Raw genomic sequence first — 14,025 nt, 5'->3', positions numbered from 1 at the left:
CCGCCCGTCGTCCGATCAGCCCGCGGCGGCGCGCAGCCGTGCGTCGAGTTCGCCGAGCTGCGCGGGCGTACCGACGTTCTCCCAGATCCCTTCGTACAGTTCGCCGGTCGCGCGGCCGGCTTCGATCGTCGCGCGATAGTACGGCGTCAGCGCGCGCCGCGTGCCGGGTGCGAGGTCGCGGAACATCCGCGTGTCGTACAGGCCGATGTTGCCGAACGTGAAGCGCGCGGCGCCGTCGAGCGCGAGACGGCCGTCGTCGCCGAGCGCGAAGTCGCCGGCCGGATGGAACGGCGGGTTCGGCACCATCACGAGGTGCATCGCCGGCGTGTCGAGCGCGGCCATCCGGGCGGCGCGCGGCGCGAGCGTCCGGTAGTCGAACGCGCAGTATACGTCGCCGCTGACCGCCGCGAACACCGTCGGCTGCCCGTCGCGTTCCAGCAGCGGCAGCGCCTGCGCGATGCCGCCGGCGGTTTCGAGTGCGTCGCCCTCGGCCGAATACGCGAGCCGCACGCCCCAGCGCGAACCGTCGCCGAGCGCGGCCTCGATCTGCTCGCCGAGCCACGCGTGGTTGATCACGATCGTGTCGATGCCCGCCCGCGCGAGCGCCTCGATCTGCCACACGATCAGCGGCTTGCCGCCGGCTTCGAGCAGCGGCTTCGGGCGGGCGTCGGTCAGCGGACGCATCCGTTCGCCGCGTCCGGCGGCGAAGATCATCGCCGTGGTGAGGGTAGTGCTCATGTTCGACTGGGTGTGGGGACGGTCAGAACGTGTAGCCGACGTCGGCCGGCGCGTTGCCCTCGAGCTCGTCGAGCAGCTTCGCGAACGGCACGAGCGGGCGATAGCGCAGCGCGACCTTGCGTGCATACGCGAGGAAGCGCGGCAGGTCGTTCAGGTAGTGCGGCTTGCCGTCGCGGTAGTTGATGCGCGCGAACAGGCCGAGGATCTTGATGTGGCGCTGCAGCCCCATCCATTCGAGCTGGCGGTAGAACTCGCCGAAATCCGCGTCGACCGGCAGGCCGGCCTTCTTCGCCTTTTCCCAGTAGTACGCGAAGCAGTCGAGCTCGAACTCCTCGTCCCAGCTGATGAACGCGTCGCGCAGCAGCGACACGACGTCGTACGTCAGCGGCCCGTAGACGGCGTCCTGGAAGTCGAGCACGCCCGGGTTCGGCTCGCAGACCATCAGGTTGCGCGGCATGAAGTCGCGCAGCATGAAGCCTTGCGGCTGCGCGTGCGCGCTCGCGACCAGCAGCGCGAACGTGCGGTCGAGCGTGCCGCGCATCGCGTCGGTGACCGGCTTGCCGAGGTGGCGGCCGACGAACCATTCGGGCAGCAGCTCCATTTCGCGGCGCAGGAACGCTTCGTCGAACGGCGGCAGCACGTCGGGTGTCGACGCGAGCTGGAAGCGGATCAGCGCGTCGAGCGCGTCACGCATCAGCGGACGGGCCGCGCCCGGATCGGCCGGATCGAGCACCGAGATGTACGACGTGCGGCCGAGATCGGTCACGAGCATGAAGCCCGCGTCGAAATCGTGGGCCAGCACGTCCGGCACGTGATCGCCGGCCCCGGCGAGCAGCCGCGCGACCTGGACGAACTCGCGGCACTTCTCGGGCGGCGGCGCGTCGACCGCGATCAGCGTGCCGCCGGGGCGCGTGGCCGACGCGACGCGGAAATAGCGGCGGAAACTGGCGTCCGACGACGCGGGCGCGAGGGTCGACAGATCGAGCGCGTAGCGCTCGGCGAGCGGGTGCAGCCACGCGGTGAGCGCGTCGAGGCGGGCGTCGGGCTGGGATGCGGCGGATGGGGGCGTCATGAAACTCGGCGGAGGGGGGAACGTCTTGCCATATAATACCCCACGACTTTTTTGACGCGCCCCGCGTCAGCTTCCGCCGTGCAGGCCCGCGGCCTGTCGCGCCGTCCGCCCGATCGCCTCCCCGGTTTGCGAAGAGCCGCAGTCGCGGCTCGACGGCGCGGCCCGCCGCGCGTGAAGGTGCCGTGCAGGCGCGGTTGACAAGGGGCGATTCGCCAAACGATAGATGCCGCCCAAACCGCTATTCCCGAATGTTTTCCCCGGTGACGGGGCGCCGCGCAAACGGCGGCTCGCGCTCGCGCTCCTGGCCGTGCCCGGCCTCGTGCCGGCCGTGTCGTACGCGCAGCTGTCGGGCGCGGCTGCGCAGCCGCAGCCGCTCGACTCGCCGTGGGATCTGCGTCTCGCGCCCCAGCTCGAGGATCATCCGCTGAAGGACGGCGCGAAGCCGGCCGCCTTCGTCATTGCCGACCATACGAGCGGCACCGCCGAGCAGGACCTCGCCGCGAAGGGTTCGGCCGAGCTGCGGCGCGGCGACGCCGTCGTGAAGGCCGACGCGATCCACTACGATCAGGATACCGACATGGCCGATGCGTACGGCCAGGTCAAGGTGGTCAATGGCGGCACGTCGTTCGCCGGCCCCGAGGCGCACCTGAAGATCGAGGCGAACCAGGGCTTCATGACCGCGCCGAAGTATCACTTCAACGTGACGGGCGGGTCGGGCAGCGCGGAGCGCGTCGACATGGTCGACAACGAGCGCTCGGTGTTCGTCAACGGTACGTACACCGCGTGCCAGTGCTCGACGAACCCCGCGTGGTACATCAAGGGCAGCCGCTTCGACTTCGATACGGGCGCCGACGAGGGCACCGCGCGCAACGGCGTGCTGTTCTTCCAGGGCGTGCCGATCTTCGCGAGCCCGTGGATGACGTTCCCGCTGTCGGGCGAGCGGCGCAGCGGCCTGCTGCCGCCGACGTTCTCGGTGAACTCGAACAACGGCTTCGAGCTGTCGCTGCCGTACTACTTCAACATCGCGCCGAACCGCGACCTGACGCTCACGCCGCGCATCATCTCGCGGCGCGGCGTGATGACCGAAGCGACGTTCCGCTATCTGTCGCCGTCGTATTCGGGCACGTTTACCGCCAATTACCTGCCGGACGACCGGCTCGCGCATCGCAACCGCTACGCGATCTACTGGCAGCACCAGCAGAACTTCGGCGGCGGCTTCGGCGGCTACGTCTACTTCAACAAGGTTTCGGACAACACGTATCCCGAAGACCTCGGGTCGGCGAACCAGTTCATCAACGGCACGCAGACGCTGTACCAGCAGGAAGCCGGCCTCACGTACAACAACGGCCCGTGGTCGGTGCTCGCGCGCTACCAGCACTGGCAGACGCTGCCGCCGTCGATCGCGCCGTACAGCCGCGAGCCGCAGTTGAACGTGAAGTACACGAAGTACAACGTCGGCGGGTTCGACTTCGGCGCGGAAGCCGACTATTCGCGGTTCCGCATCACGACCGCCGATGCGACCCAGGGCGACCGGGTCGTCTTCAACCCGTACATTTCGTATGGCGTATACGGTCCCGGCTACTTCGCGGTGCCGAAGGTCCAGTACCACCTGGCGTCGTACGACCTGAACTACCTGTCGTCCGCCACGCCGAACAGCCCGAAGCGCTTCACCGAGTCGATCCCGACCGTGAGCTTCGATTCGGGCCTGATCTTCGACCGTTCGGTGCGCCTGTTCGGCCAGGACTTCATCCAGACCCTGGAGCCGCGCCTGTACTACGTGTACACGCCGTATCGCGATCAGTCGAACGCGCCGCTGTTCGACACCGCGGAATCGGACTTCGGCCTCGCGGAGATCTACCAGCCGAACACGTTCGTCGGTAACGACCGGATCGCCGATGCGAACCGGATCACGGCCGGCCTGACGTCGCGCTTCATCGATCCGCGCACCGGCGACGAGCGCGCGCGGTTCGTGATCGCGCAGCAGTACTACTTCGCCGATCAGCGCGTCACGCTGAACCCGGGGCAGAGCGCCGTGCTGGCGCGCCACTCGGACCTGATCGTCGGCGCCGCGCTGAAGCTCGGCTCGGGCTTCATGTCGGAAACGGCGTTCCAGTACAACCAGAACAACAACCAGCTCGTGAAGTCGAGTATCGGTTTCGGCTACAGCCCGGGCGAGCGCCGCGTGATCAACGTCGGCTACCGCTATACGCGCACGAATACCACGCTCGACAACCAGCCGATCAACCAGTTCCTGGTGTCCGCGCAGTGGCCGCTCACGCGCCGCCTGTATGCGATCGGCCGGTTCAACTACGACTTCGCCGGAGATCGCGTGGTCGACGGTCTGGTCGGCTTACAATACGACGCGGATTGCTGGGCGCTCGGGGTCGGGGTGCAGCGGGCCGCGAACGGCATCAATTCGTCGGGACAGCAGAACTCGTCGACGCGCTTCATGATGCAGCTGACGCTCAAGGGCTTGTCGACCATCGACAACGGCCTCGTGTCCGCATTCCGCGCCGGGGTGCCGGGCTACACGCCGTTGCCGCCGCCGCCGCCGCCGATGTCCCGCTTCAGCAACTACGAGTAACGCCGGCATGTCTGCACCGGTCAGCACGATTTCAATGGAGTTTCAGTGGCAATGAAGAAAACCCTTCGTTTCGCGGCAGTCGTGTCCAGCCTCGCCGCGTCCGCCGCGCTGCTCGCCGCCGCGCCGGCCGCGGCGCAGGCACTCGGTTCGCAAGGTGCGCAGCTCGCCGACGAAGTCGTCGCCGTGGTCAACAACGACGTGATCACGGGCCGCGAACTCGACCAGCGCGCCGGCCTGATCGCACGCCGCCTGCAGCAGCAGAACGCGCCGGTGCCGCCGGCCGACCAGCTGCGCGCGCAGGTGCTGAACCAGATGGTGCTCGAACGTATCCAGGTGCAGAAGGCCAAGGACGACGGGATCCGCATCGACGACGCGACCGTGCAGGCCACGCTGCAGCGTCTCGCGCAGGCGAACGGGATGACGCTCGACCAGTACCGCGCGCGCCTCGAGGCGCAGGGCGTGCCCTGGAGCATCTTCACGAGCGACGCGCGCACCGAACTGATGCTGTCGAAGCTGCGCGAGCGCGAGGTCGACGGCAAGATCACGGTGTCGGACGCCGAGGTCGCGAACTACATCGCGAGCCAGCGCGGGCCGAACGCATCGCAGCAGCAGGACCTGCGCTTCCAGCACATCTTCATCAAGGCGCCCACCAACGCGCCGCAGGCTGACATCGAAGCCGCGCAGAAGAAGGCCGAAGCGCTGCTGCAGCAGGCGAAGTCGGGCGCCGATTTCGAGCGCCTCGCGAAGAACAACTCCGAAGCGAACGACGCGAAGAAGGGCGGCGATCTCGGCTTCAAGGCGCCGAGCGCGCTGCCGCCCGACGTCGTCGACGCCGCGTCGAAGCTGCGCCCGGGCGAGGTCAACCCGACGCTGATCCGCGTGCCGGACGGCTTCGAAATCGTGCGCCTCGTCGATCGCCGCCAAAGCCAGGGCGCGAGCGCCGCGGCGCCGAAGATCGTCCAGACGCACGTGCGCCACATCCTGCTGCGCGTCGGCGAAGGCAAGTCGGAAGGCCAGGCGCGCCAGCAACTGGCCGACATCCGCAAGCAGGTCGAGGCCGGCGGCGATTTCGCGAAATTCGCGCGCACCTACTCGCAGGACGGTTCCGCGTCGCAGGGCGGCGATCTCGGCTGGATCAGCCCGGGCGAGACCGTGCCGGAATTCGAGCGCGCGATGAACAACCTGCAGGACGGCCAGATCAGCCAGCCGATCCGTACCGAATACGGCTATCACCTGATCCAGGTGCTGAACCGCCGCGAGGCGGAAGGGTCGGTGCAGCAGCAGATGGACATCGCCCGTCAGGCGATCGGCCAGCGCAAGGCCGAGCAGGCGTATGCCGACTGGCTGCGCGAGTTGCGCGATTCGTCGTACGTGCAGTACAAGATCGGCGGCGTCGGCCCGGCGAACTGAGCGAGCCTCGGATGACCACGCCCGCGCTGCAGATCGCGATCACGACCGGCGAACCCGCGGGGGTCGGCCCGGAGCTGACCGTGCAGGCGCTGCGTGACGCCGCGCAGCGCTGGCCCGATGCGCATTTCACCGTGCTCGGCGATGCCGCACTGCTCGACGCGCGTGCGGCCGCGGTCGGCGTCGACGCGGCCACACTGGCCGGCGGCGCGCAGGTGTCGGTCGCGCATCACGCACTGGCGGCGCCCGCGCAGGCGGGCAAGCTGGACGCGGCGAACGGCCGCTACGTGCTCGGGCTGCTCGACGCGGCGATCGACGGTGCGCTGGCCGGCCGGTACGACGCGATCGTTACCGCGCCGCTGCAGAAGAGCACGATCAACGACGCGGGCGTGCGGTTCACCGGCCATACCGAATACCTGGCCGAACGCACGCACACGCCGCGCGTCGTGATGATGCTGGCCGGCACCGGCCACCGGCCGCTGCGCGTCGCGCTCGCGACCACGCACCTGCCGCTGAAGGACGTATCGGCCGCGCTGACGATCGACGGGCTCGTCGAGACGCTCGCGATCATCGATCGCGACCTGCGGCGCGATTTCGGTCTCGCCGCGCCGCGCATTCTCGTGACGGGCCTGAACCCGCACGCGGGCGAGAACGGTTATCTCGGCCGCGAGGAGATCGACGTGATCTCGCCGGCGCTGGCCCGCGCGAACGCGCAACACATCGACGCACGCGGCCCGTATCCGGCCGACACGCTGTTCCAGCCGCGCCATCTGGCCGATGCCGATTGCGTGCTCGCGATGTTCCATGACCAGGGTCTGCCCGTGCTGAAGTACGCGACGTTCGGCGAGGGCATCAACGTGACGCTCGGGCTGCCGATCATCCGCACGTCGGTCGATCACGGCACCGCGCTCGATCTGGCCGGCACGGGCCGCGCGGATCCGGGCAGCATGATCGCCGCGCTCGATACGGCCGTCACGATGGCGCGCCATCGCCGCGCAGCCTGACGCTGCCGGTTTACCCCATTCGTCGTATTTTTCGTTTTACTCAGTCGATGTCGAACAGCAGACAGCACCAAGGCCATTTCGCGCGCAAGCGCTTCGGGCAGAACTTCCTCGTCGATCACGGCGTGATCGACTCGATCGTCGCGACGATCGGCCCTGCACGCGGCCAGCGGATGGTCGAGATCGGCCCCGGGCTCGGCGCGCTGACCGGGCCGCTGATCGAGCGGCTCGCGACGCCGGAGTCGCCGCTGCACGCGGTCGAGCTCGACCGCGATCTGATCGGGCGCCTGCAGCAACGCTTCGGCGCGCTGCTGGAGCTGCACGCGGGCGACGCGCTCGCGTTCGACTTCCGCTCGCTCGCGATGCCCGGCGACAAGCCGTCGCTGCGGATCGTCGGCAATCTGCCGTACAACATCTCCAGCCCGCTGCTGTTTCACCTGATGACGTTCGCCGATGCGGTGATCGACCAGCATTTCATGCTGCAGAACGAGGTCGTCGAGCGGATGGTCGCGGAGCCGGGCACGAAGGCGTTTTCGCGGCTGTCGGTGATGCTGCAGTACCGCTACGTGATGGAAAAGATGCTCGACGTGCCGCCGGAATCGTTCCAGCCGCCGCCGAAGGTCGATTCGGCGATCGTCCGGATGATTCCGTACGAGCCGCACGAACTGCCGGACGTCGATCCGGCGCTGCTCGGCGAAATCGTCACCGCCGCGTTCTCGCAGCGCCGCAAGATGCTGCGTAACACGCTGGGCGACTACCGCGAGACGATCGATTTCGATGCGCTCGGCTTCGATCTCGCGCGCCGTGCGGAGGACGTGAGCGTGGCCGAATACGTCGGTGTCGCGCAGGCGCTGGCGGCGGTGCGCAAGGCCGGATGACGTGCGTGGCGCGAGCCGCCCACCCGCTGTATCGAAGAGAGCTGCCCGACGGGCAGCTTTTTTGTTGCCCGCGTGTATTTGCGCCGGTCGTCACATCCGCCGGCGCGGCGGCGCGTTGACGAGCGCGATGCCGGTCAGCACGAGCGCGGCCGCGGACATGAAGCGCCAGCCGACCGATTCGCCGAGCAGCAGCACGCCGAACGCGACGCCGAACAGCGGCGACAGGAACGTGAACACGGACAGCCGCGACGCGCTGTAGCGCGTCAGCAGCCAGAACCACGACAGGTAGCTGACGAACGCGACGATCACCGACTGATACGCGAGGCTCGCGAGCGCGACCGGTGTGATCCGCGCGAACGACATCTGGCCGAACAGCGCGGCGAGCGCGACCAGCACGACCGCCGATACCGCGAGCTGGTAGAACAGCGTCTTGCTCGCGCTGGCCCGCGCAAGCGCCGTCGAGCGCACGACGACCGTCGTCGCGGCCCACATCGCGCCGCCGAGGATCCCGAGCGCGTCGCCGGCGAGCCCTGCCAGCACCGATGCGCCGGGCGCGCGCGGCTTCAGGAAGCCGTCCGCGAACGCGAGCGCGATGCCGGCGAATGCGAGGCCGACGCCGGCCCATTGCGTGCGCTGCAGCCGCTCGCCGGGTGCGAACAGGTGCAGGCCGAGCGCGGTGAAGCACGGCGCCGTGTACAGGAAGATCGCCATGTGCGACGCGCTCGTCAGCGTCAGCCCGAAGAACACGCAGATGAATTCTCCGGCGAACAGCGCGCCGGCCGCGAGGCCCGCACCGAATGTGCCGTCCGCCTGAAACAGCGGCGTGCCGCGCGTGCGGGCCCAGCCCCACAGCAGCACCGCGGCGATCACCGAGCGCAGCCCGGCCTGGAACATCGGCGCGATCGCGGCGTTCGTGCTCTTGATCGCGACCTGCTGGAAGCCCCAGATCGCGCACAGCAGCATCATCAGGCCGACGGCGCGCGTATCGAGTGCGCGGCGCACGCGGGCGGCGGCAAGCGCGGTCATCGGCGCGCCTCGCTGGTCGGGCCTTGCGGCACGGAGGTCAGGCGGGCGGCGCGTCCGGCGCGCTCGAATCGACGGTTTCGCACGGCAGTGGGGCGGCAAGAAAAAATGGGTGGTCGCGGTCGGGCGGCGGCGCGCATGCCCGCTTTTGGTGCGAAGTGGAAGGATGTTACCCGATCGACGCGGTGCCCGGGTGAGCCGGGTCGTGCCGCTTTCAGTCGTTGCGCGCTTGCTCGCGCCGAGGCAGCCGATACGCGGCATCGGCCGCGTGCTTGTTGGGCCGTTCCGGGCTAGGCGCCCCCGGCTAGGCGCCCCCGGCTAGGCGCCCCCGGCGAATCTCACCCGACTCCGGTAGAATTTCGGGCTCTGGAAAGTCCCCACAGGAGTACAACCCATGCGTTTGCTGCATACGATGCTGCGAGTCGGCGATCTCGACCGCTCGATCAAGTTCTACACCGAATTGCTCGGCATGAAGCTGCTGCGTCGCGAGGATTATCCGGAAGGCAAGTTCACGCTCGCGTTCGTCGGCTACGAAGACGAAAGCACGGGCACCGTGATCGAGCTGACCCACAACTGGGAGACGCCGTCCTACGATCTCGGCAATGGCTTCGGCCATCTGGCGGTGGCGGTCGACGATGCGTACGCGGCCTGCGAGAAGATCAAGGCGCAAGGCGGCAAGGTCACGCGCGAGGCAGGCCCGATGAAGCACGGCACGACCGTGATCGCGTTCGTCGAGGATCCGGACGGCTACAAGATCGAGTTCATCCAGAAGAAGGCGCACTGAACGCCGGATGAGCGGTTCGCGGCGCGTGGCGCGTCGCGGGCAACGAAAACGGGCGATGCGGCGTGATCCGCATCGCCCGTTTGGCGTTTACGTCGTGACCGACGGCGTCAAAGCGACGGCAGCAGCTCGGGCGGGTGATGCTTGAGCGTGTGCCGCGCTTCGCGGAACTCGGGGAAGATCGATTCGACGGTCTGCCAGAAGGCCGGGCTGTGGTTCATCTCGCGCAGGTGCGACAGCTCGTGCGCGACGACGTAGTCGATGATCGACATCGGGAAATGGATCAGCCGCCAGTTCAGGCGGATCTTGCCGTCGCTCGAGCAACTGCCCCAACGCGTCGCGGCCGACGACAGCGCGACCATCGAATACGTGACGCCGAGCTTTTCCGCGTAGACCACGAGGCGTTCGCCGAAGATGCGTTTCGCTTCGCCCTGCAGCCAGCCCTGCACGCGATCCTTGATCTGCTGCATGTCGGCCTGCACGGGCAGCGGCAGCGACAGCCGCAGCGCGTCGGCATCGAACGCGACGGCGCCCGCGCCGAGCGCGATCGTCACAGTCTTGCCGAGATACGGCAGTTGCGCGCCGTCGCGCCAGTCGATCTGCGGCAGCGCGCGCTGCTCGGTGCGCGTCTTCCATTCCGCGAGCTTCGCGAAGATCCAGCGTTGCTTTTCGGCGATCGCCGCTTCGATGTCGGCGAGCGTGACCCAGCGCGGCGCGGTGATCGACAGCCCGCTGCCGTCGATCGTGAAGCCGATCGTGCGGCGCGCCGAGCGCTTCAGCCGGTATTCGAGCACGCGGCTGTCGAGCGCGAACGTGCGCACGCGCGAGCGATCGGGCGCCGGGCCCGGATCGAGCGGCGCGGCGGGGGCGGCTTCGGGCGGCGCCGGCGGGGCGGCAGGCGCCGACGGCGCGGCGGCCGGCCCGTCGAAGAGCGGCAGATCCATCTGGCGATGATCGAGGGCCACGACGGCAGGCCGTGGCCGCGGACGCTGTTTCATCAGTTCGCTTCTTTTTGTCGTACGCAACGGCTGCAATCCGGGGCGTCAGGCGCGCGCGGCATCGCGCGTGCCGGCGTTGCCCGCCTGGCGATACGCGTCGGGATCGATGCGGCGCATTTCCGCTTCGATCCATGCTTCGACCTGCGAGTTCAATGCATCGGGCGTCAGCCCTTCGCTGGGGATCGGCTTGCCGATCGACACCGTGACGACGCCCGGGAATTTCGTGAACGAGTTGCGCGGCCACACACGACCTGCATTGTGCGCGATCGGCACGACCGGCGTGCCGGTTTCGATCGCGAAGCGCGCGCCGCCCGTCTTGTACTTGCCCTGCTTGCCCACCGGCGTGCGCGTGCCTTCGGGGAACATGATCATCCATGCGCCTTCCGACAGGCGCTTCTTGCCCTGGCGGATCACCGAATTGAACGCGTTCTTGCCTTCCTTGCGGTTGATGTTGACCATGTGCAGCAGCCCGAGCGCCCAGCCGAAGAACGGCACATACAGCAGCTCGCGCTTGAACACGTAGCACAGCGGCTTCGGCATCAGCGCCGGAAACGCAAGCGTCTCCCACGCGGACTGGTGCTTCGACAGCAGCACGGCCGGGCCGTCGGGCAGGTTCTCGAACCCTTCGATCCGATAGCGGATGCCGTTCAGCCAGCGCACGACCCACAGCGTCGACTTGCACCAGCCGGCCGCCATCCAGTAGCGCGCGTCGGGGCGCATGAACGGGAACGCGATGAAGCACGCGGTGGCGTACGGCACCGTGTACAGGATGAAGTAGATCAGCAGCAGCAGGGAGCGGACGAAGCGCATCGGCGTGAGTCTGGTGTTGGGGAGGATGCGCGCGGCAGCCGCATCACTCGTGTTCGTGTGAAAGAAAATCGAGCGCGAACGCGCGCAGGTCGTCGTGGACTTTCGTGCCGTCCGGCAGATTGCCTGCGGCGAGCGTTTTCTTGCCCTTGCCGGTCAGCACGAGATGCGGCTGGAAGCCGACCGCGACGCCGGCCTGCAGGTCGCGCAGCGAATCGCCGACGACCGGCGTGTGAGCGGGATCGATCTCGAAGCGCTCGGCGATCATCTGCATCATGCCGGGTTTCGGCTTGCGGCAGTCGCAGTGATCCTCGGCCGTGTGCGGGCAGAAGAATACCGCGTCGATGCGCGCGCCGACCGCGGCTGCCGCGCGATGCATTTTCAGGTGCATCTCGTTCAACGCGGCCATGTCGAACAGCCCGCGGCCGATACCGGACTGGTTGGTCGAGACGACCACGCGATAGCCCGCGTGGTTGAGCCGGGCGATCGCCTCGAAGCTGCCGGGCAGCGCGATCCATTCGTCGGGCGTCTTGATGAACGCATCCGAATCGACGTTGATCACGCCGTCCCGGTCGAGGACGACGAGCTTTCGGTTGGGGCTGGTCGGCATCGTGCGGCCCTTATGCGGCGAGCTTCGAGATGTCGGCGACGCAGTTCATCTGCTGGTGCAGCGCGGACAGCAGTGCGAGACGGTTCGCGCGCAGCGCCGGATCTTCCGCGTTCACCATCACGTCGTTGAAGAACGTGTCGACCGGCGCGCGCAGCGCGGCGAGCGCCGACAGCGCGCCCGTGTACGCACGCGCCTCGAGCTGCGACTGCACGTGCGGCGTGACGGCCGCGAGCTGTTCGTGCAGCGCCTTCTCGGCCGCCTCGACGAGCAGCGTCGGCTGCACCGCGCCGTTCGCGCCGCCTTCCGATTTCTTCAGGATGTTCGAGATCCGCTTGTTCGCGGCCGCGAGCGCTTCGGCTTCCGCGAGGCGCGTGAATTCGCGCACCGCGTCGAGGCGCGCGACGAGGTCGTCGATGCGCGTCGGGTTCAGGCTCAGCACCGCGTCGATTTCGCCGGCCGAATAGCCGCGCTCGCGCAGCAGGCCGCGCAGGCGATCCATGAAGAACGCGAAGATCGCGTCGGTCGATTCGGCGACGCCCGGCACGCCTTCGAAGCGTGCGTGCGCCGTGCGCAGCAGCGATACGAGATCGAGCGGCAGTTGCTTCTCGAGCAGCAGGCGCAGCACGCCGAGCGCGTGGCGGCGCAGCGCGAACGGATCCTTCTCGCCGGTCGGCGCGAGGCCGATGCCCCAGATGCCGACGATCGTTTCGAGCTTGTCGGCGAGCGCGACGGCGGTCGACACCGGCGTGGTCGGCAGCGCGTCGCCGGAGAAGCGCGGCTGGTAGTGCTCGGCGCACGCGAGCGCGACGTCGTCGGCTTCGCCGTCGTGGCGCGCGTAGTACGTGCCCATCGTGCCCTGCAGCTCCGGAAACTCGCCGACCATGTCGGTCAGCAGGTCGGCCTTCGCGAGGCGCGCGGCGCGCTTCGCGTGCGCGGTATCGGCGCCGATCGCCGGGGCGATCTCGCCCGCCAGCGCCTCGAGGCGCTCGACGCGTGCGAGCGCCGAACCGAGCTTGTTGTGATAGACGACGTTCGCGAGCTGCGGCACGCGCTCGGCGAGCGGCTTCTTCTTGTCCTGCTCGAAGAAGAACTTCGCATCGGCGAGGCGCGGGCGCACGACGCGCTCGTTGCCTTCGATGATCTCGCCCGGCGTCTTCGTGTCGATGTTCGACACGATCAGGAAGCGCGAGCGCAGCTTGCCCGCGACGTCGGTCAGCGCGAAATACTTCTGGTTCGTCTGCATCGTGAGGATCAGGCATTCCTGCGGCACCTGCAGGAATTCGTCCTCGAAGCGGCACGGGTAGACGACCGGCCATTCGACCAGCGACGTCACTTCGTCGAGCAGCGACTCGGGCATCACGACCGTGTCGCCGTTCGCATGTTCGTTCAGCTGCGTGCGGATCGTTTCGCGGCGATCGGCGAAGTGCGCGATCACGCGGCCCTTGTCGCGCAGCGTGTCGGCGTATGCGCGCGCATGCTGGATCGCGACGAGGCCGTCCGACAGGAAGCGGTGGCCGAGCGTGGTGTCGCCGGCGTCGACGCCGAACGCGGTGACGGGCACGACGCGATCGTCGTGCAGCACCGTCAGCCGATGCACAGGGCGCACGAACTTCACGTCCGAGCCGTCCGGGCGCTGGTACGTCATGAATTTCGGGATCGGCAGCTTCGCGAGCGCTTCGTCGAGCGCGGCCTGCAGGCCGTCGGCGAGCGTGGCGCCGGCCGCCGAGTAGTTGATGAAGAATGCTTCGGCCTTGCCGTCCTGCGCGCGCTCGAGATCGGAGATCGACGCGTTCGGGTGGCCGAGCGCCGCGAGCTTCTTCGCGAGCGGCGCCGTCGGCTTGCCTTCGGCGTCGAGCGCGACCGACACGGGCAGGACCTTTTCGCGGACCTGTCTGTCGGGTGCGACGGCGCGCACGTTCTGCACGACGACCGCGAGGCGGCGCGGCGTCGCGTAGCGTTCGAACACGAGTTCGCCTTCGATGAGGTCGCGCGCGGCGAGGCGTTGTGCGATACCTTCGGCGAATGCGTCGCCGAGGCGTGCGAGGGCCTTCGGCGGCAGCTCTTCGGTCAGCAGTTCGACGAGCAGGGGGGCGGGATGATTGTGCGTCATATCTGGAATAAATCTC

The 14,025-nt window shown here is 68.3% G+C and carries 12 protein-coding genes; 5 read left to right on the top strand and 7 right to left on the bottom strand.

What is annotated here, in order from left to right; translation table 11 throughout:
- Positions 1 to 15: 15 nt before the first annotated feature.
- Both murU and GJG85_RS14355 read right to left on the bottom strand, forming a co-directional pair.
- On the bottom strand, positions 16 to 738 hold the full coding sequence (gene murU, locus GJG85_RS14360; protein WP_204383409.1) for an N-acetylmuramate alpha-1-phosphate uridylyltransferase MurU: 723 nt from the start codon (positions 736 to 738) through the stop codon (positions 16 to 18).
- Between the two features lie 22 nt (positions 739 to 760).
- Positions 761 to 1,810 (bottom strand): phosphotransferase, encoded by a 1,050-nt coding sequence (locus GJG85_RS14355; RefSeq protein WP_050014669.1) that lies wholly within the window; start codon positions 1,808 to 1,810, stop codon positions 761 to 763.
- Between the two features lie 223 nt (positions 1,811 to 2,033).
- Here GJG85_RS14355 and GJG85_RS14350 point away from each other — a divergent pair, with 223 nt between their 5' ends.
- From GJG85_RS14350 to rsmA, 4 genes are read left to right on the top strand one after another with little or no spacing between them, the layout of a single operon-like run.
- The gene (locus GJG85_RS14350) at positions 2,034 to 4,394 is read left to right on the top strand and encodes an LPS-assembly protein LptD (RefSeq protein ID WP_050014668.1); all 2,361 of its coding nucleotides are present in this window, start codon (positions 2,034 to 2,036) and stop codon (positions 4,392 to 4,394) included.
- A gap of 51 nt (positions 4,395 to 4,445) precedes the next feature.
- The gene (locus GJG85_RS14345) at positions 4,446 to 5,804 is read left to right on the top strand and encodes a peptidylprolyl isomerase (RefSeq protein ID WP_050014667.1); all 1,359 of its coding nucleotides are present in this window, start codon (positions 4,446 to 4,448) and stop codon (positions 5,802 to 5,804) included.
- Positions 5,805 to 5,815: 11 nt separating this feature from the next.
- Positions 5,816 to 6,805: a 4-hydroxythreonine-4-phosphate dehydrogenase PdxA gene (gene pdxA / locus GJG85_RS14340; protein ID WP_050014666.1), complete on the top strand. Its 990-nt coding sequence runs from the start codon at positions 5,816 to 5,818 to the stop codon at positions 6,803 to 6,805.
- Positions 6,806 to 6,852: 47 nt separating this feature from the next.
- Complete coding sequence (gene rsmA, locus GJG85_RS14335) at positions 6,853 to 7,680, top strand: 16S rRNA (adenine(1518)-N(6)/adenine(1519)-N(6))-dimethyltransferase RsmA (RefSeq protein WP_089488802.1); 828 nt, start codon at positions 6,853 to 6,855, stop codon at positions 7,678 to 7,680.
- 90 nt (positions 7,681 to 7,770) lie between these two features.
- On the opposite strand, the gene GJG85_RS14330 is transcribed toward rsmA, so the two are convergent.
- Complete coding sequence (locus GJG85_RS14330) at positions 7,771 to 8,706, bottom strand: DMT family transporter (protein ID WP_050014662.1); 936 nt, start codon at positions 8,704 to 8,706, stop codon at positions 7,771 to 7,773.
- Between the two features lie 391 nt (positions 8,707 to 9,097).
- Between GJG85_RS14330 and gloA the strand changes: the two genes are divergently transcribed.
- A complete protein-coding gene (gloA, locus tag GJG85_RS14325; protein WP_050014660.1) occupies positions 9,098 to 9,487 on the top strand; it encodes a lactoylglutathione lyase in 390 nt (129 codons plus the stop codon).
- Between the two features lie 107 nt (positions 9,488 to 9,594).
- Here gloA and GJG85_RS14320 read toward each other — a convergent pair whose 3' ends face one another.
- Genes GJG85_RS14320 through glyS form a run of 4 tightly spaced genes read right to left on the bottom strand, consistent with a single transcriptional unit; the run spans position 9,595 to position 14,009 of the window.
- Positions 9,595 to 10,482 carry a SprT family zinc-dependent metalloprotease gene (locus tag GJG85_RS14320; RefSeq protein ID WP_050014658.1) on the bottom strand — a complete coding sequence of 296 codons (888 nt, stop codon included), beginning with the start codon at positions 10,480 to 10,482 and terminating at the stop codon, positions 9,595 to 9,597.
- 45 nt (positions 10,483 to 10,527) lie between these two features.
- Positions 10,528 to 11,292 carry a lysophospholipid acyltransferase family protein gene (locus GJG85_RS14315; RefSeq protein WP_050014656.1) on the bottom strand — a complete coding sequence of 255 codons (765 nt, stop codon included), beginning with the start codon at positions 11,290 to 11,292 and terminating at the stop codon, positions 10,528 to 10,530.
- 43 nt (positions 11,293 to 11,335) lie between these two features.
- Positions 11,336 to 11,899 (bottom strand): D-glycero-beta-D-manno-heptose 1,7-bisphosphate 7-phosphatase, encoded by a 564-nt coding sequence (gmhB, locus tag GJG85_RS14310; RefSeq protein ID WP_050014654.1) that lies wholly within the window; start codon positions 11,897 to 11,899, stop codon positions 11,336 to 11,338.
- Between the two features lie 10 nt (positions 11,900 to 11,909).
- The gene (gene glyS / locus GJG85_RS14305) at positions 11,910 to 14,009 is read right to left on the bottom strand and encodes a glycine--tRNA ligase subunit beta (protein ID WP_050014653.1); all 2,100 of its coding nucleotides are present in this window, start codon (positions 14,007 to 14,009) and stop codon (positions 11,910 to 11,912) included.
- Positions 14,010 to 14,025: the final 16 nt, after the last annotated feature.

The organism is Burkholderia sp. MS389, from assembly GCF_016899425.1.
GTDB classification, from domain to species: Bacteria; Pseudomonadota; Gammaproteobacteria; order Burkholderiales; family Burkholderiaceae; genus Burkholderia; species Burkholderia sola.
This window is presented reverse-complemented; position numbering and strand designations above follow the sequence as displayed.

Coding starts and splice junctions, on each gene's coding strand:
- glyS (WP_050014653.1), bottom strand. CDS start 14,009: ATGACGCACAATCATCCCGCCCCCCTGCTCGTCGAACTGCTGACCGAA.
- GJG85_RS14350 (WP_050014668.1), top strand. CDS start 2,034: ATGCCGCCCAAACCGCTATTCCCGAATGTTTTCCCCGGTGACGGGGCG.
- gmhB (WP_050014654.1), bottom strand. CDS start 11,899: ATGCCGACCAGCCCCAACCGAAAGCTCGTCGTCCTCGACCGGGACGGC.
- GJG85_RS14320 (WP_050014658.1), bottom strand. CDS start 10,482: ATGAAACAGCGTCCGCGGCCACGGCCTGCCGTCGTGGCCCTCGATCAT.
- GJG85_RS14345 (WP_050014667.1), top strand. CDS start 4,446: ATGAAGAAAACCCTTCGTTTCGCGGCAGTCGTGTCCAGCCTCGCCGCG.
- murU (WP_204383409.1), bottom strand. CDS start 738: ATGAGCACTACCCTCACCACGGCGATGATCTTCGCCGCCGGACGCGGC.
- GJG85_RS14315 (WP_050014656.1), bottom strand. CDS start 11,292: ATGCGCTTCGTCCGCTCCCTGCTGCTGCTGATCTACTTCATCCTGTAC.
- gloA (WP_050014660.1), top strand. CDS start 9,098: ATGCGTTTGCTGCATACGATGCTGCGAGTCGGCGATCTCGACCGCTCG.
- pdxA (WP_050014666.1), top strand. CDS start 5,816: ATGACCACGCCCGCGCTGCAGATCGCGATCACGACCGGCGAACCCGCG.
- GJG85_RS14330 (WP_050014662.1), bottom strand. CDS start 8,706: ATGACCGCGCTTGCCGCCGCCCGCGTGCGCCGCGCACTCGATACGCGC.
- GJG85_RS14355 (WP_050014669.1), bottom strand. CDS start 1,810: ATGACGCCCCCATCCGCCGCATCCCAGCCCGACGCCCGCCTCGACGCG.
- rsmA (WP_089488802.1), top strand. CDS start 6,853: ATGTCGAACAGCAGACAGCACCAAGGCCATTTCGCGCGCAAGCGCTTC.